The sequence below is a fragment of the Veillonella tobetsuensis genome, from assembly GCF_001078375.1.
GTDB classification, from domain to species: Bacteria; Bacillota; Negativicutes; order Veillonellales; family Veillonellaceae; genus Veillonella; species Veillonella tobetsuensis.
In genome coordinates this window covers 149,516-171,036 of record NZ_BBXI01000003.1, presented here as the reverse complement: position 1 = coordinate 171,036, position 21,521 = coordinate 149,516, and the positions used below count along the sequence as shown (strand labels likewise).

23 protein-coding genes and 3 tRNA genes are annotated in these 21,521 nt (G+C 40.0%); all 26 read right to left on the bottom strand.

The window, feature by feature from the left end; translation table 11 throughout:
* Positions 1-116: 116 nt before the first annotated feature.
* Positions 117-193 (bottom strand) — tRNA-Arg (locus VEI_RS02035).
* 108 nt (positions 194-301) lie between these two features.
* Positions 302-375 (bottom strand) — tRNA-Gly (locus VEI_RS02030).
* A gap of 11 nt (positions 376-386) precedes the next feature.
* Positions 387-463 (bottom strand) — tRNA-Pro (locus VEI_RS02025).
* A gap of 249 nt (positions 464-712) precedes the next feature.
* Positions 713-1,546, bottom strand: a complete 834-nt coding sequence (locus VEI_RS02020; RefSeq protein ID WP_059361626.1) for a nucleotidyl transferase AbiEii/AbiGii toxin family protein — start codon at positions 1,544-1,546, stop codon at positions 713-715.
* Positions 1,539-2,132 (bottom strand): type IV toxin-antitoxin system AbiEi family antitoxin domain-containing protein, encoded by a 594-nt coding sequence (locus VEI_RS02015; RefSeq protein WP_059361625.1) that lies wholly within the window; start codon positions 2,130-2,132, stop codon positions 1,539-1,541. Before VEI_RS02015 ends, VEI_RS02020 begins: the two co-directional genes overlap by 8 nt.
* A 126-nt stretch (positions 2,133-2,258) precedes the next feature.
* On the bottom strand, positions 2,259-3,464 hold the full coding sequence (locus tag VEI_RS02010; protein ID WP_059361624.1) for an NAD(P)-dependent malic enzyme: 1,206 nt from the start codon (positions 3,462-3,464) through the stop codon (positions 2,259-2,261).
* A 147-nt stretch (positions 3,465-3,611) separates the two neighbouring features.
* Positions 3,612-4,394 (bottom strand): adenosylmethionine decarboxylase, encoded by a 783-nt coding sequence (speD, locus tag VEI_RS02005; RefSeq protein WP_059361623.1) that lies wholly within the window; start codon positions 4,392-4,394, stop codon positions 3,612-3,614.
* A 75-nt stretch (positions 4,395-4,469) separates the two neighbouring features.
* On the bottom strand, positions 4,470-4,967 hold the full coding sequence (locus VEI_RS02000; RefSeq protein ID WP_059361622.1) for a metallophosphoesterase family protein: 498 nt from the start codon (positions 4,965-4,967) through the stop codon (positions 4,470-4,472).
* Complete coding sequence (locus VEI_RS01995) at positions 4,964-5,545, bottom strand: XTP/dITP diphosphatase (RefSeq protein WP_059361621.1); 582 nt, start codon at positions 5,543-5,545, stop codon at positions 4,964-4,966. Before VEI_RS01995 ends, VEI_RS02000 begins: the two co-directional genes overlap by 4 nt.
* A 1-nt stretch (position 5,546) precedes the next feature.
* Positions 5,547-6,320, bottom strand: coding sequence for a ribonuclease PH (gene rph / locus VEI_RS01990; RefSeq protein ID WP_082161445.1), 774 nt, complete (start codon positions 6,318-6,320; stop codon positions 5,547-5,549).
* A gap of 152 nt (positions 6,321-6,472) precedes the next feature.
* Positions 6,473-7,855, bottom strand: coding sequence for a histone deacetylase family protein (locus VEI_RS01985; RefSeq protein ID WP_059361619.1), 1,383 nt, complete (start codon positions 7,853-7,855; stop codon positions 6,473-6,475).
* A complete protein-coding gene (locus tag VEI_RS01980) occupies positions 7,842-9,506 on the bottom strand; it encodes a hydantoinase/oxoprolinase family protein (protein WP_059361618.1) in 1,665 nt (554 codons plus the stop codon). Before VEI_RS01980 ends, VEI_RS01985 begins: the two co-directional genes overlap by 14 nt.
* 173 nt (positions 9,507-9,679) lie before the next feature.
* On the bottom strand, positions 9,680-10,333 hold the full coding sequence (locus VEI_RS01975) for a coenzyme F420-0:L-glutamate ligase (RefSeq protein ID WP_059361617.1): 654 nt from the start codon (positions 10,331-10,333) through the stop codon (positions 9,680-9,682).
* 12 nt (positions 10,334-10,345) lie between these two features.
* Entirely contained in the window at positions 10,346-10,885 is a 540-nt protein-coding gene (locus VEI_RS01970; RefSeq protein WP_059361616.1) for a hypothetical protein, read from the bottom strand.
* Between the two features lie 12 nt (positions 10,886-10,897).
* Positions 10,898-11,707 carry a glutamate racemase gene (gene murI / locus VEI_RS01965; RefSeq protein ID WP_059361615.1) on the bottom strand — a complete coding sequence of 270 codons (810 nt, stop codon included), beginning with the start codon at positions 11,705-11,707 and terminating at the stop codon, positions 10,898-10,900.
* A complete protein-coding gene (locus tag VEI_RS01960; protein ID WP_059361614.1) occupies positions 11,700-12,119 on the bottom strand; it encodes an acyl-CoA thioesterase in 420 nt (139 codons plus the stop codon). Before VEI_RS01960 ends, murI begins: the two co-directional genes overlap by 8 nt.
* 118 nt (positions 12,120-12,237) lie before the next feature.
* On the bottom strand, positions 12,238-12,576 hold the full coding sequence (locus VEI_RS01955; RefSeq protein WP_059361613.1) for a YkvA family protein: 339 nt from the start codon (positions 12,574-12,576) through the stop codon (positions 12,238-12,240).
* Positions 12,577-12,590: 14 nt separating this feature from the next.
* The gene (locus VEI_RS01950) at positions 12,591-13,454 is read right to left on the bottom strand and encodes a hypothetical protein (protein WP_059361612.1); all 864 of its coding nucleotides are present in this window, start codon (positions 13,452-13,454) and stop codon (positions 12,591-12,593) included.
* 159 nt (positions 13,455-13,613) lie between these two features.
* Positions 13,614-14,381 (bottom strand): SDR family NAD(P)-dependent oxidoreductase, encoded by a 768-nt coding sequence (locus VEI_RS01945; protein ID WP_059361611.1) that lies wholly within the window; start codon positions 14,379-14,381, stop codon positions 13,614-13,616.
* Between the two features lie 11 nt (positions 14,382-14,392).
* On the bottom strand, positions 14,393-15,187 hold the full coding sequence (locus tag VEI_RS01940; RefSeq protein ID WP_059361610.1) for a TSUP family transporter: 795 nt from the start codon (positions 15,185-15,187) through the stop codon (positions 14,393-14,395).
* A 136-nt stretch (positions 15,188-15,323) separates the two neighbouring features.
* Positions 15,324-15,629 carry a YerC/YecD family TrpR-related protein gene (locus VEI_RS01935; RefSeq protein WP_059361609.1) on the bottom strand — a complete coding sequence of 102 codons (306 nt, stop codon included), beginning with the start codon at positions 15,627-15,629 and terminating at the stop codon, positions 15,324-15,326.
* An 8-nt stretch (positions 15,630-15,637) separates the two neighbouring features.
* The gene (locus tag VEI_RS01930) at positions 15,638-16,291 is read right to left on the bottom strand and encodes a methionine ABC transporter permease (protein ID WP_059361608.1); all 654 of its coding nucleotides are present in this window, start codon (positions 16,289-16,291) and stop codon (positions 15,638-15,640) included.
* Entirely contained in the window at positions 16,272-17,318 is a 1,047-nt protein-coding gene (locus VEI_RS01925; protein WP_059361607.1) for a methionine ABC transporter ATP-binding protein, read from the bottom strand. The genes VEI_RS01930 and VEI_RS01925 overlap by 20 nt, the downstream gene beginning before the upstream one ends.
* Positions 17,319-17,393: 75 nt before the next feature.
* Positions 17,394-18,251, bottom strand: a complete 858-nt coding sequence (locus tag VEI_RS01920) for an aminotransferase class IV (protein ID WP_059361606.1) — start codon at positions 18,249-18,251, stop codon at positions 17,394-17,396.
* Positions 18,252-18,462: 211 nt separating this feature from the next.
* Positions 18,463-19,578: an acyltransferase gene (locus VEI_RS01915; RefSeq protein WP_059361605.1), complete on the bottom strand. Its 1,116-nt coding sequence runs from the start codon at positions 19,576-19,578 to the stop codon at positions 18,463-18,465.
* 9 nt (positions 19,579-19,587) lie between these two features.
* A complete protein-coding gene (locus VEI_RS01910) occupies positions 19,588-21,393 on the bottom strand; it encodes a DUF4127 family protein (protein WP_059361604.1) in 1,806 nt (601 codons plus the stop codon).
* Between the last annotated feature and the right edge of the window lie 128 nt (positions 21,394-21,521).

Here is a 21,521-nt window from a genome sequence, read left to right as displayed (position 1 = left end):
TAAATAATTCAATTGCTTTCTTTTTAAATTCATAACTATATCTCATGAAAATACCCCCTTTACTGGTTGTCCAGTAAAGGGGGTACATATCATTACGAACTATCCGCTTTTTTCTTTGGTGATCCAGGAGGGATTCGAACCCCCGACCCACGGCTTAGAAGGCCGTTGCTCTATCCAACTGAGCTACTGAACCATGTGGATTACCTTTATATGTAATTATCTATTATAGTATAAATTATGTGACATGTATCGTCAACTAATGACGTCATTTTTCGTTCACCCTAAAAAAGGCAAAAAAAAATGGAGCGGGTGAAGGGAATCGAACCCTCGCGACCAGCTTGGAAGGCTGGGGCTCTACCATTGAGCTACACCCGCAAAATAAAAAATGGTCGGAGCAGCAGGATTCGAACCTGCGACCCCCTGGTCCCAAGCCAGGTGCGCTACCAAACTGCGCTATGCCCCGTCATTAATTACTTGCTAATTATAGCAAACCCGGTAGTTGATGTCAACCACTACTTTTGCTGAGTTTTACTCAGTTGTGAGTACCTCTCTGCAACGAAAATTATTATATCATCGGACCACTATTCTGACAAGTATTTTTTTATAACTTCATTAAAAATTTAGGATTACCTATTCCCAAAATTATTTTCATAATTTCTAAATCAAAAGCACATAATATCACCCCCTCTTTCCCTCTTTAAAAAAATTTCTTTTATAATCCCATACATTCAATAATCTGTTCAAATACATCTAATGTTTTATCAAAAGTAATTTCTACAGCGTAAGGTGAACGTTTTTGATATCTTAGCCACGATGAATGTAAATCATCATCATTTCTTAACATCATAAGAACATCCTCAAATGTTTCCTTATTAAATGAAGTATTCCTATATGCAAATGTTTTTACACAGGCAGCATGTAACAACTTATAATCTATAATGTCATTTAATGTACTATAAATCATAAATACGTCGTAAAAGTCTTTACATCGACTATTAAATACACCCCGCTCACATATGGTCTGTAGTTTCTCTGCTAACATAGTTTCTACATTATATGCACAAATATTAAATTCACTTTCATCAAAAATGCTCTTATAGGAATATCTTATAGCTTCTGGTGTAATCGGATCACCTGTAGCTATATCTAAAGGAATAACTTGTCTAATATTTTCTAATTGACAAAGTATTGTTAGTCTATAGCCTCCATACTCATCAGATTCACGAATTGGTTCTATTCGTTGTATTGAATATTTAATATCCGATGATGAGTTCAATAGTATAGACTGGAATTTCATTAATAATACTTCTTCTGTCAGTGGAAATTGTCGAATAACAAAATCAATATCTAATGTACTCCGTTGCCGTATACCAATAACATTTGATAGTAAAAAACCACCTTTAAATATAAAATTTTCACATTCACTACTAAATGATATTTGCTCTAGTATCCGCTCTAAAAAATAATGTGTTTGTATCATATTAAAAGGCAGTCCAGACTCTTTCGATAATTTATGACATAAAGCTTTCAGTTTATCCTTATTCATAGATAACCTCCAAAATACTTTTAACCTTATCATATATCTTCATTTTCTTAGCGTAATCGTATAAACGATTTAGATTTCGATTTTTATAACGCATATACCTATGTAAAGTTTTAGAAAATAATTCAGTATCAATCTTATTTCTATTTTTAATGAAATCACATAAGGTCCGTTCTAAATCATACGCTTTGACAATATTACCATATACCGTTTTACACTCAGTGAGACCTAAATCATATATATCTTTCGTAACATAATGTACGAGATTCACATTGTTAATTCTATGAACATTATACCCTCGATACACAGTTATCTCTAGTACCGGATAAATATCATCAGTGAATTGATGTAAATACAGGGCTGATGCATATGAAAAAATAGGCACTCTATATTGTTTTTGAAAGAGATAGTATTCATCATAATCGCCTTTTGTGCTTAAATAAATACCCCGACTTACACGATTAAGTATCCCCTCATTTACCATTCTAGTTAGGTATATGGAAGGAATATTAAGAGCTTTAATATCGCGACTTGAAAGTATACCATTATTTTGTTCTAGTTTTGATTCTATAATTCCTCTATAATCCATATAATATCTCCTATTGTTATTATTGTGCTTACATTTTATAATTTTGTGCGCACAAATGCAACATCTATATAAAAAACATGCACCCCGCAGGATGCATGTTCAAAATCATATTTCGTTTAGTTAAAATTAGCCTTCGTAATGACCATCTTCAACTACTTGAGGGTTTCTTGCGATACCTTGTTTTACAGCAACTTCAGCAACTGCTTTTGCAACAGCTGGAGCTACACGTGGATCGAATACGGATGGCATTACGTTTTCTTCATTCAATTCGTCATCTGGAATCAAGTGAGCCAATGCCTCAGCAGCAGCCAATTTCATTTCGTCAGTGATTTGGGATGCACGAACATCGATAGCACCGCGGAATACGCCTGGGAATACCGCTACGTTATTGATTTGGTTAGGAGCATCAGAACGACCAGTACCAGCGATGCGAATACCAGCAGCTTTCATATCAGCGTATGTTGCTTCTGGATTAGGGTTAGCCATTGCAAATACGATTGCATCATCAGCCAAATTTTCCAAGATTTCTTTTGTGAAAGCACCTGCCGCGGATACACCAAGAAGAATATCAGCACCTTTAGCATTTTCAGCCAAGTTGCCATGTTTTTCTTCAAGACCAAGCAAGTCAATCAATTCAGCTTGTAAAGAATCAAGACGTTTGTAATCTTTGTGCAATACGCCAGAGGATACCAATACAGTGATATCTCGAGCGCCTGCAAGGTATAACAAACGAGCAATATTTGCACCAGCAGCACCAGCACCGTTTACAACGATTTTAGCAGTAGCTAAATCTTTTTTAACTAAACGAAGAGCACCTTTTACACCAGCCAAACATGCAATAGCTGTACCATGTTGGTCATCATGGAATACAGGAATTTCCAATTCTTCTTTTAAACGATTTTCGATTTCGTAGCATTTAGGAGAGGAAATGTCTTCCAAGTTGATACCAGCAAAGTTTTTTTGCAATAATTTTACAGTGTTGATCAAAGTATCAGCGTCTTTTGTGTCTACAACTAATGGAATGCAGTCTACATCGCCAAATTTTTTGAACAACAAGGATTTACCTTCCATTACAGGCAATGCAGCAGCAGCGCCAATATCACCAAGGCCAAGTACACGAGTACCGTCGGATACAACAGCAACCATGTTGGAACGACAAGTTAATTCGAAGGATTCTGCTTCGTTATCTTTAATGCGCAAGCATGGCTCTGCTACACCTGGTGTGTAGGCAACGGACAAGTCATGAGCATCTTTCAATTCATATTTAGTTCCTACTGTGAGGAAGCCTTTTAATTCACGTTTTTTTTGTACTGCTAATTCACGTACGTCCATAATAATTCTCCTTTTGAATCACAACGCACACATTATATTTTTCGTACTTGGTACTAATTATTAATACCCCTTACATCTTCATTATACAGAATCTATACAAACATTACAATATTTTTCGATATAGTTTTTCGAAAATTTTAGAATTGATTACGCTTTCACAGATGGCAAGTTACGTCCATAGAAAATTTCTGTCATTTCTTGTTTTAATTGATGCTTGATTTCCTTGATTTCACGAGCGCTCAATTCGGATTCAGTAATACCAAATAGATAGTTATCTAAGTCAAATTCTTTAAGCATCATCTTCGTATGGAAAATATTCTCTTGGTATACGTTAACATCAATCATATTGTACAAATTACGAGTTTTTGAATTGATATAGTTTTGAATCGAATTGATGCGGTGATCGATATAAATTTTCTTCCCTGATACATCACGCGTAAAGCCACGAACATGATAATCCAAAGTGAGAATATCTGAATCAAAGCTCTTAATCAAATAATTAAGCGCATTAAGCGGAGAAATTTGACCACATGTAGATACTTCAATATCTGCACGGAATGTACTCACCCCTTTGTGCGGATGACTTTCAGGATAGGTATGAACAGTCAAATGGGATTTATCCAAGTGCATTACCACATCTTCTTTCTCGATTTCTTCTTCGGAAATCAAAATCGTAACGGATGCACCTTGTGGATCATAGTCTTGCTTCGCCACGTTCAAAATATTAGCGCCAATGATATGGCTAACCTCCGTCAAAATGGATGTTAAACGCTCTGCATTGTATACTTCATCAATATATTGAATATATTGTTTTTTCTCTTCCTCTGTACGAGTATAACAAATATCATAAATATTAAAACTCAACGTCTTTGTGAGATTATTAAAACCATATAATTTCATTTTAGGCTTTGCTTTAACTGGTGTATCCATGATATGCCATAACCCTTTCCATGCATAGACTTACTATTATTTGTGAAAGTTATCTTTCCTTCTTTCACCATTATACTAAATAATTTCTTGTTTATATATAAATTCTACACCAAATTGTCCTTCATCATACGTAACTACGGCAAAGGAACCACCCGATTTATCACGAGGTAACGATAGGCTGCCGGGATTTACAAAAAGAATTTTACCCACTCGCACCGCATCATGACGATGTGTATGCCCTGCCACAATAAGGTGAGCCCCCATCGCTCGTCCAAGGTGGATGAGGTCCCCCGATTGATTATAATAGGATACATCATGACCGTGAGTCATGTAAATATAGGTATCCTCTAAAGGAATCAACTGTTCCCTAGGCTCGAGCGGCTGCACGCGGTCATTATTGCCGCGAACAGCATATACTGGTACATCTGTATGTTCCTGCATATACCGTGCATCATCGCCCAAATCTCCTGCATGAAGCCACATATCGATATCTTGTTCAGCCGTTGCCGCTAACACAAGGTCGATATCTTCAAGGTATCCATGGGTGTCACTAATAATACCTATCCGTTTCATCCATTCACCTTCGCTACCAATTGTTGTAATGCTTTACCGCGATGGCTAATGGATTCCTTCGTATCGATATCGAGTTCCGCCATCGTTTTTCCAAATTGAGGTACATAAAAATATGGATCATAACCAAAACCATTTGTACCGATTGGCGTATCTTGAATTTCACCATCGCAAGAGGCTTCTGAGGTTAAACTAGAGCCATCTGGATAGACTAGTGCTAGTGCACACACATAATGAGCCGTCCGGTTAGCTTTGCCTTGTAGTTCTCGAATCAACTTTTGATTATTTGCTTCATCATCACCATGCGAACCAGCATAACGTGCAGAATATACGCCAGGTTCACCTCCTAGAGCATCAACAGTTAATCCTGAATCATCCGCTAAACAAGGTAACCCTATTTTTTCGCTATAATATTTAGCTTTGAGAATGGCATTTTCCATAAAGGTTGTGCCTGTTTCCTCAGGTTCTGGAACTGTGGCAACTTCTTTTACAGGCACACAAGTAATATTCATGTGAGAAAAAGCCCGTTCAAACTCGCGGATTTTTCCCTTGTTACCTGTTGCTAGCACAATTCGTTCCATATTACTTATCTCCTTCAGACGCCATAGCTGGTGCATCAGGATACACCTTACCGATTTTATCCGCTACAGAGCCTAATACGTCTCGTTGGTTTGCCATCAATTCATCGGTTGCAGCTTCTGCAAGGTCTAATAGTGCATTGAGTTCGTCGCGGCTAAATGTGCCATGTTCACCTGTACCTTGTACCTCGATGAGATTACCTGCACCAGTGCGTACCACATTCATATCCACAACGGCAGCGCTATCCTCTTCGTAGCATAAATCCGTAATCGGACCATCAGGGCCAATACCGACAGAAATAGCGGCACAAAAATCAGTAATTGGGAATTTACCAAAACCACCAAAAGTATAGTCGATTGCATCAACAAGCGCCACGAAAGCGCCTGTAATCGATGCCGTACGCGTACCACCATCTGCTTGGATAACATCACAATCTACAGTAATCGACCGTTCACCAAGAGCTTTTAAATCAACAACGGCACGCAATGCTCGACCGATTAAGCGTTGAATTTCAACGGTACGGCCCGTTTGTTTACCTCGAGCGGCCTCACGGCTTACCCGTGTTTTTGTAGAACGTGGCAATAAGGAATATTCTGCAGTCACCCAGCCTTGACCGGAACCTTTTAGCCAGCGCGGTACATTTTCCTCGATAGTAGCTGTACAAATAACCTTTGTTTTACCACATTCAATAAGTACAGAACCTTCTGCATATTCCGTAAAATGTCTCGTTATCTTAATTGGTCTCAATTGACCAGCTGTTCTATTATCGCTGCGCATCACAATGCCTCCCTTGTAACCATATTATATATTCTTTAGCACGATGTATATAGCCGAATTACTACATTAGTAACGCCCCTTATACAAAGGGGCGTCTTATTATTTATTCTATTATAGCACGAAATGACGATTATATTCGATATATGACGACATCATTTCCCTTTTAGTTCTATTTGTCCACTACCTAATGGATCTACCACAACATAGCGTTGCAGCCCACCTCGCTGTTGTGCCTTTCGGGCTTCTGTGAAAGCCTCTTCTCTCGTCGCATCATCAGCTTGCCAAGGAATAAACATGGCGTACACACTCTGTTTTGCATACGGACCATAGTTACCATAGGACTCTATGCTGTGCCATCCTATCTTATCCTCATAGAGACGTACCGTTTCACGTCGTTGTTCTTGTACGCCGGACTCATCATAATAGACAGAATAATCATGTACCCATCTATCTGTATGACCAACAAGAGCCTCTCGTGCCATTTCATCACGACGTGCCCATTGCTGTTTCCATTTAACAATGAGATCATCTATATATTTCGTTACATTAGCCGATTGATGTTGCTCTACATAATTTGGTTCAATAACACAACTATAATCTAGGCCAGCCATGGATAAGATTATCCCTGTATTTACATAGGGCAAGGCCTCCTGTACAGAATAGCCACCTTCAAGTACAGCGACATCTGCTTGCAATAAATCCACTAATTCTGCATATCCTTTAGCGGTCACATTCATATTTGCTAATGGATCAGAGAAGTGATTGTCCTGTCCTGCTGAATTAATGACGATATCCGGTTTAAATTCATGTAGAATTGGCAATACAAGTTCATGCATCACCTTTAATAGACCTTCATCACCCGTGCCCGGTGGTAATGGAATATCTATATTAGCGCCAATGGCTTGAGGGCCTCCGAATTCATCCATAAAACCTGTGCCCGGATATAAGGTCCGTCCATCTTGGTGAAAGCTTATATACAATGTATCTGGGTCATGGTAGAACACGTCTTGTGAACCATCACCATGATGCACATCTGTATCTACGATAGCTACGCGTTTCACACCATAGGTTTTGCGTATGTGTTGGACCATGACGGCCTCGATATTGATGGTACAGAATCCTCGAATACCATGTACCATGGCCATCGCATGATGCCCTGGAGGTCTAACGAGAGCAAAGGCTCTATCTACTTCACCTTGTAATACTGCATCAGCTGCAGCAATGGCACCACCAGCAGATACGCGATGCGCATCGGTCACCCACGATTGTAAATCAGGGGCACCAACGTGAACACGTTCTATTACATCCCACTCTGCTACGATAGGATTGTATTCTCGAATATTGGGTACATCTAGTAACCCTTCTTCTACGATTTGATCCCGCGTATAGAGTAACCGTTCTTGCCTTTCTGGATGGGTAGCGGAAATTTTCCAATCAAAGGCAGGAAAAAATACGAGGCCTAATGAAGAATGTTCTATTGCACTTGCCGGCACGATTCCATTTCGTACACGGTAACTGTCCTTATGATTCCACATAACTACTCACCCCCGCTTGTAATTGAGCTTTCACAGTTATAATGCGTTCCATTGATTGCCATCCATCTACTACTGGAAAATCTTCTACACTAATAGTTTCTATGTCAGGTAGTACATCTGAAGTAACTAAGCCTTGTTCTTTGGCCGCCTCACGCAATAGACTATATGCAACCTCTTCTACGGCTTGGGCTGAGCGTAGATGACTAGATGTATCTTGAATGCCTAATTCAGGAACCACCATGGTGCGCCGTTTTGTATCGACATGAATCGTAATGGCCATAGTATGATTAGCCACACCTGCACCAATAGCATTTGCCACCGCCGCATCAGACGGAATGTGAATAGGCAATCCTAATTGGTCTCCGATGATAGGACCTAGACTTGCGGCTGTACCGCCAACGATGACAAGCTGTGCTGGCACAAATGGATCTGGATGCACAATATCAGCCACTACATAAATAGGTCGTTTATTTTCGTTCGCTACTACCGTATCAATCCCCTCTTGAATCACCTGTACCGCTACATTTACGATACTTTGAGCCATAGTAGTAGCATCTATAGTACTATCAATTTGAGCAATCCCATCATAGGCCTTTTGTCCGTCACCATACTGGGCTTTTCCAAGAACAATAAGGGCATCTCCTAATGTTGGTTCTATGCCACCAAGTGCAACAGATGGACCTACACGTTCTGGACCTACTGTAAGATTTCCGTTATTATAACGCACCACTGATTCGCCACCAATACCGACGGATGTCACTGCAAAGGAACGCACCGCACTTGGATAATTACGAATGGATACCCCCTCTTTTGTCATAAGGGGCTTCCCTTGTTTCCATAAGGATATATCTGTTGTAGTACCACCTATATCTAGGGCCACTGTATGCCCTAATGTAGCGCTACGCAATGCTTCTAGGCCTAGTACTGTCGCAGCAGGACCTGTAAATACGGTTTCTACAGGAACCGAAGCAATCGTATCGATAGGCAATGAACCACCATCAGCCTTTAATATATACACTGGGGCTGTAATATTATGTGCAACCAATGCATCACGCACAGCTTGTCTGAAGCGATTAAATACATCCGTTACAGCACTATTAAAATAGGCACTAATTGTGCGTCGAGGGAAATTAAGATTGCCACTTAGAGAGCTACCTGTCGAAATAGTGTCATACATAGCACTCAGAGCATTTGTAACATCTAGTTCTTCCTTAGGGTTTCGAACGCCAAATTTAGCAGATACGGCCGCTAAATTGGTGCCACTCCGAGATTGCACCGTATGAGCAATATGATTAATAGCCTCACATTTCGTCGATTCTACTACAATCCCTCTATGATCTGTATAGCCCTTTAGATACACGGGCCTTACGGGAAATATATCGTCCACATTTCGGCCTGGTCCCGCTACAACATAGAGGTCTACCGGTTGTTCCTTATGTTCTACAATCGTATTCGTAACAACTGTAGTAGATAATGTAACCTGTTCAATCTGCGCCGAGTCTATATCGACTAATACAGCACCTAAGGCCTCTGTAATACCGTTCATGAGATTATCTTTTGTGGTACGTCTCTTTGCCCAAGAAACGATGTTTGCACCGTCTATGATAACGGCATCTGTAAAGGTACCACCTACATCTATGCCTAATAACATACTATCCTCCTAACTATGCTTTCACATTGTAAGCATGGGACTAGACTTTCACAATATATAGCGTGCTCATAACGTTTATTATCTCATATACAACAAAAGAGACCGCCGGAACAGTCTCTTGTTGCTACATATCTAGACTTACCAGTTTCTGCACCGGAAACATCGAGAATTTCTTATTTCGCTGCCGAAACGGAAGCATAGTTTTTAATGATAACGATTGGTGTCATTTGGCTATCATTACCAAACGGATTATCAATCAACAATTGAGCAATCTTATTTGCATCAATGCCGCGGCTTGTACCGAGAATTGCAGAGCGTTTCAAATCATTCACGTCCGCCACAACAGCGCCGTAGCAACCAGTACGTTGAACGATTTTTTCAGCTACCTTATCTGGATCTTTAGGACCAAATACGATATGTTTATCGAACGGAGGCATTGTGCCAGTTACATCATCGGTTAAGGATGCAGCACGAGCAATTGCATAGAACACACCAGGTTTACGGAACGCTTTAGCTATAGCGCCTAAGAAGAATGCACCTAACACCTTCCATTTACCATCTAGGTTCATTGCAGATTGCATACCATAAATGGATGCCATAGATCCATCCGGATGAATAAAGCGGTTAATCATGCGTGCTTGCCAACATACATCGAGTTCTTCTGGACGTGTAAAGCGACCTTGTGTAATCGCAACAACGGATTCTGCTACACATACGATGTCTTCTGGTCCAATGTTATGACCACCAAATTCAACGATAGCATCAACGATGTCATCATTATCTGTAAGAATACGTGTGGGAACACATACTAATTCTAATTCTGCCATTGTTATGCCTCCTTAGTGAACTAATGCTGCTTGTACTTCTTCAGCAGTTAAACGAATACGTTGTTTATCAATATGATAGTCCGTACGACCTACGATTTGGTAGTAAATATCGATATCCATGTAAGGGAATCCCTTAATATCTTCACGGATATTGCCATTTTTGCCAGTCAATGTAACGTAAATACGAACCGTGCCACCTTTGCGAGGTTTAATAATAATGGCTTCAAAATACCCATCGTGACGCGGACGGTCGATATCCATCGCCCAAGCATCTACCTTCACTGCGTCAAAATGTTCTTCTGGTAACAATGTACGAGGGAACAAATCCATAATGGTGCCAAGTTGGCGACCTTTATTTACAAATGGTACATCGCAGAACAATGTCATAGAGCTCATGTTCATGTCTGCCAACTGAAAGTTTGTTTTTCGTTTCGCTAACAAAATAACACGTTCATTACCTTGTTTGAATACGAATAAACGGAACAATAAATACAAAACAGCTATGATAACTGCAATGGCAACTATCACATTCAATATGTTATAAAACCACATGAGAATTCTCCTTTATAGTGTAATCAATTCCACAGAAAAATTATCCGTATCTAAGAATTGGGCCCCTAAATCAGCACCGAGAACGATATCCTTTGTAAAATACAAGGTACTATGACCTTGCTTCGTAGACGGATTATGCAAATTATTACTATCCATCGTTCGTTTAACAAGATCACTTGTCTCATAAGCAGGGTCGATATAGCGGATGCTATCGCCCGATAATTCTTGGAGCACTGATCTAACGAATGGGAAATGAGTACACCCCAATACAACAACATCAATATCGCGTTCTAGCATAGGTGCTAAATAGTCTTTAGCCGCCTCACGCACAGCATCATCCTGTAAATGGCCTTGTTCAATTAAACCTGCTAGTTCTGGACATGGTTGTTCCCACACAAATACTTCATGGTCAATTTCCATGGCCACATGCTTATGAATATGACTATTCACGGTGGCAACCGTCGCCATAATACCGATGGTATTACTATTGCTTTCACGAATAGCCGTCTTAACACCTTGCGACACGCCGATAACCGGCACAGTTACACGGCTACGAACCTCATCAAGGGCTACTACAGTAAAGGTATTACAAGCAATAACCATCAGTTTCACCGGAAGTTGATGCAGTGTTTCTGCTATACGACATGCGATTTCTGTAATTTCCTCAGTCGGTCGATTGCCAACGGGGTTATTAGCATTATCTCCTATATAGATGAAGTCTTCATTGGGAAATTGTTCTTGAAGGATCTTCAAAACGGATAGACCTCCTACACCGGAGTCAAAGACACCGATGGGCAGTCGTTGTGTATCTATATTAGTCATGAGGCATCTCCTCAACAGCATTTACAATAGGTTGATAAAATTTATCCTCTAATCGTATGATTTTTCCAGACGATTTAGACATAAATGCGTTCTTGGTCTCCCCCGTTGCCAATAGAGCACCATCACTGGCGCGTCGCATACGGTATTTGAATACCATTTGAGCTCGAGTCATTTTGACTAAATACGTTTCTATATTAATCGTATCATCAAACCGAGCTGGTTCCTTATAGTTACACGATACATTCATGATTGGAAATACTATGTCCTCGTCCATCATGTCCCATAGGGTTACGCCGATGTGACGAAGAAATTCAATACGAGCCATTTCAAACCACCGAAAATGATTACTGTGGTGGGCAATCCCCATCATATCGGTTTCATAAAAACGGACGTTAATTGTCGCTGTATACATTTATTCATCCTTCTTATTACAATATAAATTTAATTGTATATCTATTAACAAAGGGTGTCAAATAAACAAAGGCAGTCCAACCAATAAAAATGATTAAACTGCCTTTTCTATGTACTTGTTAACGGCCAAAAGGGAATAACTTTTTCGCTTGTTCTTCATGGGTTGTTTTGATATAGCGATTGGCCACTTTGAAAGCAATGCCAAGAATAGCTACATCATCCACCCAGCCAAGGCCCGCAATCGTGTCGGGAATGACATCAATTGGTAGGATGAGATACCCTAAGGCGCCGGCTAAAATAGCCTTTACATATTTCGGTGTATCTTGATCGCGTAAGCACAAGAATAACACCACTGCTCTTTGTACAAAGGCAAGTTTTTTACCATATCGTGTTGCAAACGCTAAAAAGCGTGATTCACTAAAATACTTGCCATATTTGATAATTTTTAATGGATTCATAACAATCCTTCCAATTATTTACGGAAACCGTTAATTGTGGATTTTGTTGTTTCTTTAACAGTTTCAACAGCTTGGAAAGCGGTATCTTTTGCAGTTTCAACAGCTTGAGCTGCCGTAGTTTTTGCGTTTTCAACAGCTACTTGAGTTGTTGCTTTTGCTACTTCTACGCCACCTTTAGCCAATTCTTTTGCTGTATCCAAAGTTTCTTTTGCTACATCGATTTTTTCTTTCGCTGCATCAGTAACTTTAGCAACTGCTTCTGCTGCATGGTCATGAAGTTGGTATTTTGTTTCTGTGTTCCATTTTTCGATAGCAGGTGCCACTTTGTCAGCATATACTTGCTCTAATTGTTCTTTAGCAAGACCTGTTTCATTGGCAATACCAGCCCATACGTCGCGTTGACATTGAGTGAAAGGAATGCTTGCAGCTGCATCGCGAGCAATTTCACCAGCAATAGCTTTACCGTTTTCATAGAATTCAGCGATCATTGGTTTGTAGCGTTCAATATCGGATGGCATACCATCTTCAATCCAAATATGTGCTACTTTACCGATAGCATATGTTAAACCAACAGCTACAGGTACGCGAACTGCTTTCATAGGAACTAATATGGAAATTGCAGCTGTAGCAATAGCTGTGCTCAAACCACCTACTAAACCTACAACAGCACCTGTTTGTAATTCTACATCATACAAATGTGCAATGCGAGTCACCATGTATGTTGCATTTGTGCATAAAGCAACATTGCTAAATTTAGGGGATAAAGCTAACACAGCAGCACGACCAGCGCCCCAGAAAATAAACTGTTCAACTTGATAATTTAAATCTTGACCACCATCGCTAAGCGGTTCAATTGTAACGCCATTATATTCTGCCATAATCGTTCTCCTTTTTCTCCGGATTCCACTTGTGAATGTATGTTTTATTCATTAGTATTATTATACCATTCTCAATGTAGAATTGAAATGAATAATATATATTTTTACCTGTATAAATGGGTGTATTATGACTATTAGTAATAGATAAACATCAATGCATTACCAACTTGTAAGACCACCATCAATAGTCCAAGCTGCACCCGTTACAAAAGAAGCCTTGGAACTGATCAAAAATGCAATAACTTCACCAATTTCATGAGGCTTTGCGATACGGCCTAATGGATAATGCTGTCCCATTTCCTCCTTTGCTTGCACTGCATCCTGATGGGATTGAGCAATCTGTTTATCTACAAGAGAAGTATCTACATCACCAGGGCATACACAATTTACGCGCACCCCATGTGGTGCCATTTCAAGAGATAAAGATTTTGTAAAACTTACGATAGCCCCTTTTGATGCACCATATACAGAGCAAGCTACATTGCCTTGCAGTCCCGCATCACTAGATACAGTTACGATACTGCCCTTTGTTTTACGTAAATAGGGTAATGCTGCTTGGCACAAAAATACTGTACCTTTCACATTCGTTCCAAACATTTCATCAAAAGCTGCCTCAGACACATCTGACAACAATTCTTCTTCATAATACCCTGCCGCCGTTACTAGAGCCGAAATACCACCATAGAAATCTACAGTTTCATTTACGATGCGTTGACATTCGCTTACGACAGATACATCACCCTTAATATAGTGAACCTTTGACGAATAACGACGTAATTTCATCTTCGCCTTTTGTCCTGCTTGTTCGTCGCGACCGTTGATAACCACGCACCAGCCCTCTTGCAGTAAAAGCTTGGCCGTAGCAAATCCGATACCGGATGTACCGCCACTAATCAATACCACTTGAACATCACTTTTATGAGGCATACTCACACCTCCTATAAGGTAGAAATATAATCAAATACTAATTTTAATAACATAACGGTCGTTACCGACAAGAATACTACGCGCACCAAGGAGGACCCCTTCGCAATCGCTAGATGAGAACCTAAATAAGCGCCAACAACTTGACCTACAGCAGCGGCCAAACCATACATAATATTGACATGACCTAAATATAGGAATACCAGTAAAGATGCTAAATTACTGGTAAAGTTTAATATTTTTGCATTTGCTGATGCATGCAAGAAATCAAAGCCCGTAAAGATAAATCCCATGATGAGAAATGTACCCGTACCAGGTCCAATAAATCCATCATAGATACCAATGCCAAGAGCAAAGGACATGCAAATATATAAGGCCCGTCCCATTACTTGGGATGTTCGATTCACTTCGCCCCAATTCTTTTTAAAGACCACAAATAAGGTTACCGCTACGAGTAATACAATAATAATGGGCTTAACATATAATGGCGGTAACGATACAACTGCTAATGTGCCCAGCATAGAGCCAATAAAGGTAAAAGGTAGTAATTTACGAACTAGATTAAAGTCAACCATGTGATTTCGTAAAAAAGTAATAGACGCACTACCAGCGCCAAAGATGCTAGATAGTTTATTACTACCTAATGCAACGCTAGGCGGTAAATTTGTCAGCAACATAGCCGGTACGGAAATAAGACCGCCACCACCGACGATGGAGTCTACAAAACCCGCAAAGGCCCCAGCTATAGCAAGCAGCATGAGAATCGCCAAGTCATACGGCAATCCAGTTATCGAAAGAATCCAGTCCATATACGACCTCCAAAATCTCACTGATCAGATTCATAATATTATTTTACCATTCACAGATAGAAAAATAATAGCCTTATATGCAAAACAACGGTGCCCATCGGTCACCGTTGTATAATTGTGATTTTATGAAAACACTCTATGAATCTTTTGTTTCTGCCAATCGATCTAATACCAAGGTATATCCATCAGCACCATAAACGAGACATCGTTTTACGCGACTAATGGTTGCTGTACTAGCACCGGTTTCTTCTACGATTGTTTCATAACTATCACCAGCACGCAACATTTTTGCTACTTGTAAACGCTGTGATAAAGCTTTCAATTCATTTACAGTACAAATATCCTCAAAGAATGCATAACACTCTTCCACAGTTTGAAGTTGTAATATACCTGAAAAGAGCTCGTCATGTTGAGCACTTCTCAATTTTTCATTGACGCTCATAACGCCTCCTATTTCTTATTCATCGCCTTGGATAAAGCATCACCAACCATTTGGATTACTTGTACCATGATGATAAGAATGATGATTGTAGCGAGCATGATATCCCCTTGGAAACGTTGGTAACCATAGCGAATTGCAATATCGCCAAGACCGCCGCCACCAATAGCACCCGCCATCGCAGAGTAACCGATTAAATTAACGATAAGTACTGTTACATTATCGATAATCGTAGGCAAAGCCTCAGGCAATAATACTTTACGGATGATTTGGAATGGACTGGCCCCCATGGATTGAGCCGCTTCAATAACGCCAAACTGAATATCCTTAATGGATGTTTCCACCAAGCGTGCTAAAAACGGAATTGCCGCCAATGTCAACGGCACACAGGCTGCAGTTGTACCAATGGATGTACCTACTACCATACGAGTAAATGGAATGATAGCAACCATCAAAATAATAAACGGAATAGAGCGTGTAGCATTAATGATAGCACCTAAAATTTTATTAAGTGCTGTATTTTCTAAGATATGACCTTTAGACGTAATAACCAATACTACGCCAAGCGGAATACCAATAAGCATTGCCATAACTGTAGAAATTACAGTCATTTGCAATGTATCCAAGGTACCGGTTAGTAACAATTTAACGACTTGCTCTGACATAACCGATCACCTCGCTTTCAATTGGTAATGTTCTAATATAGTCTAGCCCTTCTTTAGCCTTCATAGAATCGCCATTTAAGATGACAATGAGGCGACCAACGCTAGTATTTTGGATGTAATCGATACCTCCGAACAAGATGCTTACATCAAGATCAAAACGGCGAACTAATCCCGCCACAACCGGTTCATCTGTAGCTTGACCTGTAAATTTCAATCTTACAAGTGGTGCCGTACCAGCAATCCAATCTTGGTGAAGTTCAAAGTGTTCAAGAGCCTCTTGTGGTAGGTTATCACTTACTACAGAACCAACGAAGTCCTTTGTAGTTGGTTTCTTCGGATTCGTAAATACATCAACGGTACTACCTTCCTCTAAAATCATGCCCCCTTCGATAACAGCTACGCGGTCACAGATTTCACGAATAACCTGCATCTCATGAGTGATAAGAACGATAGTAAGCCCCATGCGTTCATTGATATCTTTCAATAATTTCAAGATAGATTGTGTAGTTTGTGGATCCAAGGCGGATGTTGCTTCGTCGCATAACAATACCTTCGGATTAGATGCCAATGCACGTGCAATACCAACACGTTGCTTTTGACCACCCGACAATTGGGATGGATAGTTATTTACACGGTCAGACAAGCCTACGATATCAAGAATCGGTGTGATACGTTCCTTAATCTCAGCTTTTCTCATCCCTTGTATTTCCAATGGAAATGCTACATTATCATACACGGTACGAGATGATAAGAGGTTAAAATGTTGGAAAATCATACCAATATTTTTGCGCGCCTTACGCAATTCATTAGCACTCAATTTCGTCAAATCGGTGCCGTCTACGATAACAGAACCCGATGTAGGTGCTTCAAGCATGTTAATGCAGCGAATCAATGTAGATTTACCGGCCCCTGATTGACCGATAATACCATAGATTTGCCCTTTTTCAATGGTGAGGCTTATATCTTTCAGGGCCTCTACGCGATGAGCACCTTCGTAAACCTTACTAATGTGTTCTAATGTAATCAAAATAGTTCCTTTCTCTGTGAAAGCGCCCCTTACTAGCCACTTAGCTAACAATATCAAAGCTATAGTAAAACTAGGTTAAGCTAAGCCTTCTTCCATTAATTTTTCCAGACCATGTCGTAATTTCATGGTCACAGTACCTGGTTTACCATCAGCTACTGGATTACGATCGAGTTTTGTAATTGGAATTACGCCACCAATAGTATCGGTAAAGAATAATTCATCCGCATCATCTACAAATACGCGGTCGAATTCTTTTTCAATGACAGTAACCCCTAATGATGGTGCTACACGAGTAATAATCATTTGACGAGTAATGCCCTTCAAGATGAAATTATCTGCTGGATGAGTATAAAGAATGCCATCTTTTACGGCAAACACATTGGATGTTGCCCCTTCTGTGCAAATGCCGTCACGGAATAACATCGCTGTATAAGCAAATTTCTTTTCTGCCTTTGTTTGTGCCAAAATGTTAGGAATCAAATTAGTTGTTTTAATATCTACATGGCTCCAACGTTCATCAGGCAAAGCAATCGCTTTTACACCAGCTGCCACCTTATTCACCTCATCCATATCGAGATTGTGGATAGACATGAGCATTTGTGGTTCCAATTTAGAACGATCATATGCATGATGACGCGGCGCTACACCACGAGAAATTTGTAAGTAAATATAACCTTCTTTGATTTCACTTTGTTCAATCAAAATTTCGTGAAGTTCCGTTAAATCATCAGGTGTCATTTTTACAGGTATATCCATTTCACGCATGGATCGATATAAACGATCTTGATGATAGGACAACGCAAAACAACGACCTTTTGTAACACGTACAACTTCATATACAGAATCGCCGAATAAATAGCCTCGGTCATTAATGCTGATAACCTTTGCACCTGATTCGACGAATTCACCGTTAAAATATGTTAATTCTTGCATAAGAGCACCTCATTTTCCTTGTTGTAACTCTAATCAGTATGATTGTATTATAGCACAATTACTAATTAATTTTTACACTTTACATTGTGAAAGTTTTCTTTTTAGTTATGAAAAAAACCGCCCCTTCCCGATAACTATAAGTTATGGCCAGAGCGGTTTTTCTTATAAAGAGCTATATCGTACGTATAATGCACACGATATAACCTAAGATTTAATTACCAAGAATATATTTACGAGCCGATGTAGGCAATTGTTTTAAAGCGATTGTGGTTAAGTAGGATAAACCTACGGCCATCACATAGAGTAAAACAACATGAACCACCGTAAACAAAAGATTATATTTTACCATCACGCCTGTCATAATCAACAACCAGAATGGATGTACTAAGTATATGCCATAGGATGTGTCACCAATTTGCGACCAAAATGCTTCCATCGTATTGTTGAGAGGCATTACTTGGAATAGGAATAGACTAAATAATGTGCCTAACGCCGTATAGAATACCCCCATTGGACTTAACTGATGGACCGTGTAAATCGCTTCAAGAACAGTGTAATGCCATACATCCATCACGTAGTAATAGGCCCCTAACATGGAGAGCATCGATACAACAGCACAAATCGCCAAAATATATCTATATCGCCACATATACTCTGATGCTTGTTCATATTTTTCTGCTACAACAGCACCAAAGAGGAATATCCATACATAATGAATCACCCAATAGTTAAGGCGCATATCAAAAAGATATTTGATAGTTGGTGAATCACTAAATTGCTGTGTCACCCACGCACCTAGTCGATAGGACGATATAAAATCAAATCCTAATTGCAAGGCAAATAAGATAACGAGCCATGGAATGGGGACTTTCAAAATCCACCGCACCAGGACACGCCATAACGGCATAAGCACATAGAACCATACCAAGATGACCATAAAATACAAATGGTACATACCGGTTCCAAATAGGAGGTTCACTATTAATGGGCCTGGATGCAGATTACCTAAATTGTGCGCCGTTATTCCTGTATAGAGGAGATAAAATAAGGACCACACGATATAAGGGTATAGTACCACTTGGATACGCCGTTTCATAAAGTCCTTGTAGCTAAATGGATCATTTACCGATGTATGATAAAACAGTCCAAACGCTGAAAGGAAGAAAAATGCGGGTACCGCGAATCGCGATAAGATTTCCAATACGCTAATGAGTTGTAAATTAACGAATGGATTTTGTAATGCATAGGAACCTACATGAATGCCGATAACGCCGAGCATGCAAAGTCCCCGCATATAGGTTATTTCAGGTAAAAATGCTTTTTTCATACGCAATTATTATTGTGGCACCGCTGCCGGTGTAGGAATAATAGTAGGAGTCGTTGCCGGCTGAGTTGTTGGTACCGCCACAACAGGTGTAGCAGGTTGAGTTGCTACTGGTTGAGTTGCTACTGATTGAGCAGCTGGTACTGTTTGACCGTTTGCTAATGCGGCTGCCGCTGCAGCCTCTGCAGCCTCTGCTTCAGCTTTTCTTTTTGCTTCTGCTTCACGTTGCAAACGAATGTCTTTTTGCAATGGTACGACCGGTTTATTGTATACGGTAATATCTGTTTCAAATAGACGGCCCCATGGGAATGTAGCCTTGATTGTGCGAGGGTCTACCTTTAAATAGGTTTTACCAAAATCTTGAATTCGTTCTTGTAAGTACTCTTCTAGTTTTGAATTTAAATCGCCAGAGTAACGTACATTATCGGTACGGATAGAATCCTGCATGCGATAAATATCCTTGCGGATATTAGCTTGGTACGCCCAGTTATCTAGATATTGCTGGGTTAACATATCGCGATGGCCTTCAGGGCTCATGGATTTGAGCAACAAGCCTTGCGCGATAGCATAACCTACTGTATTACTTGCTGTATTCCAGCCATTATAGGCACCTATTTTATACAGTAAGTCACGTTTATACATCGCACCTACCAAGGTATTATCAGAACCATTATTATAAGCAATATCTGCAACACTCACAGTTACACCTTGCTCAGTAGCTTGTTGAATACGGTCTACAAAGGCATTAGTTGCTTGAGACACCATTGGCAAATTGCCAAATGCTTCAGATTCAGAGGTGCTCGTAGATAGTGGCGTATTAACAGCAAGAAGAACCGTTGGTTTACCAGCTGTTGTCATCGTACCACCTACAGCCTCTACGTGTTCTGCAATGGTTTTATCAATCGTTTGATCTTCATAGCCTGGTAATGTTTTACCCGCTCCACCAAGGGGATAGATGATGGAGAATGTTGGTTTCTCTACACTTTCATCAGTCCGAGAACGAGCCATCAATAACAAGCCCAGTTGGTCGGCACCTGGAAAACTTCCGTATTGAGTGCGTGGAATTCCTTTAGAGTATTGGCTCAAATAACGACCTTCCAAAGCGGATTGAGATAGTTGAGACGTATCATCATGACCGAGTGCAAAGTACTCAAATACCCCCTTACGCGCTTCATCGATTAAGCCCTTGTTAATTTGCATATTCTTTTGACGACGGGAAAACCAGTCTTGCAAGTATTCTACAGGAACAGAGGCTTGTAAACTCATCAATTTTTGTGTTTCTGCTTGAGTCAATGTACCAGCGTCTAGTTTATCTTGCAATGCAGCAATTTGGAATATGGTTGGACCATAGTCTGCATAGTAGGACGGTTCTGTGCCACCCCCACTAGCGCGTGGAGAACGCATTACAGTACCAAAACCATAAATGCGAGTATTCTTATAATTTGCCTTTAACGCTTCAATACGTTTTAAGCGATATTCCAATGTACTTAGAGGCAAATTATGCTTACGAGAATCTACAAGACCACCATAAATCAATGTATCCGTACTCAATACCATAACATCGGCACGCCCCGCATTTTGCTCTACCCAATTCCAAATTTGGTCAGCTTGCCCCTTATAGGTTTTACCAGATATTAAATTTTGTGGTGGTGTCAATACCGTCATACCCGCAGCTTTTGCAGTGTCAACGGTATACTGAAGACTTACAGGTCGATCATCTTGCGGAACAAACAGTACAGTTTCCGCATCAACTTGGATGGATGTACTAGTAGCAATAGCGGTAACCATTAATGCTACTTTCAACCATTTCTTAGACATACATTAAACTCCTTCATTAAGCACGCATGCGCGTACATTTCACAACTATTGTAAGGGATACAATCATTTTAAAAATAACTAATATTACAATTATATCACTTAGTCATATTTTCGCAAATCTAGCCATA

Bases quoted from the DNA above. Each gene is read 5' to 3' on its own strand.
- VEI_RS01920 (WP_059361606.1), bottom strand. From the start codon at position 18,251: ATGCAAGAATTAACATATTTTAACGGTGAATTCGTCGAATCAGGTGCA.
- VEI_RS01945 (WP_059361611.1), bottom strand. From the start codon at position 14,381: ATGCCTCATAAAAGTGATGTTCAAGTGGTATTGATTAGTGGCGGTACA.
- VEI_RS02015 (WP_059361625.1), bottom strand. From the start codon at position 2,132: ATGGATTATAGAGGAATTATAGAATCAAAACTAGAACAAAATAATGGT.
- VEI_RS01985 (WP_059361619.1), bottom strand. From the start codon at position 7,855: ATGTGGAATCATAAGGACAGTTACCGTGTACGAAATGGAATCGTGCCG.
- VEI_RS01955 (WP_059361613.1), bottom strand. From the start codon at position 12,576: ATGAATCCATTAAAAATTATCAAATATGGCAAGTATTTTAGTGAATCA.
- VEI_RS01970 (WP_059361616.1), bottom strand. From the start codon at position 10,885: ATGTGGTTTTATAACATATTGAATGTGATAGTTGCCATTGCAGTTATC.
- rph (WP_082161445.1), bottom strand. From the start codon at position 6,320: ATGCGCAGCGATAATAGAACAGCTGGTCAATTGAGACCAATTAAGATA.
- VEI_RS01915 (WP_059361605.1), bottom strand. From the start codon at position 19,578: ATGAAAAAAGCATTTTTACCTGAAATAACCTATATGCGGGGACTTTGC.
- VEI_RS02000 (WP_059361622.1), bottom strand. From the start codon at position 4,967: ATGAAACGGATAGGTATTATTAGTGACACCCATGGATACCTTGAAGAT.
- VEI_RS01910 (WP_059361604.1), bottom strand. From the start codon at position 21,393: ATGTCTAAGAAATGGTTGAAAGTAGCATTAATGGTTACCGCTATTGCT.
- VEI_RS01930 (WP_059361608.1), bottom strand. From the start codon at position 16,291: ATGTCAGAGCAAGTCGTTAAATTGTTACTAACCGGTACCTTGGATACA.
- VEI_RS01950 (WP_059361612.1), bottom strand. From the start codon at position 13,454: ATGGCAGAATATAATGGCGTTACAATTGAACCGCTTAGCGATGGTGGT.
- VEI_RS01935 (WP_059361609.1), bottom strand. From the start codon at position 15,629: ATGAGCGTCAATGAAAAATTGAGAAGTGCTCAACATGACGAGCTCTTT.
- VEI_RS01940 (WP_059361610.1), bottom strand. From the start codon at position 15,187: ATGGACTGGATTCTTTCGATAACTGGATTGCCGTATGACTTGGCGATT.
- VEI_RS01975 (WP_059361617.1), bottom strand. From the start codon at position 10,333: ATGGCAGAATTAGAATTAGTATGTGTTCCCACACGTATTCTTACAGAT.
- murI (WP_059361615.1), bottom strand. From the start codon at position 11,707: ATGACTAATATAGATACACAACGACTGCCCATCGGTGTCTTTGACTCC.
- VEI_RS02010 (WP_059361624.1), bottom strand. From the start codon at position 3,464: ATGGACGTACGTGAATTAGCAGTACAAAAAAAACGTGAATTAAAAGGC.
- VEI_RS01960 (WP_059361614.1), bottom strand. From the start codon at position 12,119: ATGTATACAGCGACAATTAACGTCCGTTTTTATGAAACCGATATGATG.
- speD (WP_059361623.1), bottom strand. From the start codon at position 4,394: ATGGATACACCAGTTAAAGCAAAGCCTAAAATGAAATTATATGGTTTT.
- VEI_RS01995 (WP_059361621.1), bottom strand. From the start codon at position 5,545: ATGGAACGAATTGTGCTAGCAACAGGTAACAAGGGAAAAATCCGCGAG.
- VEI_RS01980 (WP_059361618.1), bottom strand. From the start codon at position 9,506: ATGTTATTAGGCATAGATGTAGGTGGTACCTTTACAGATGCCGTTATC.
- VEI_RS02020 (WP_059361626.1), bottom strand. From the start codon at position 1,546: ATGAATAAGGATAAACTGAAAGCTTTATGTCATAAATTATCGAAAGAG.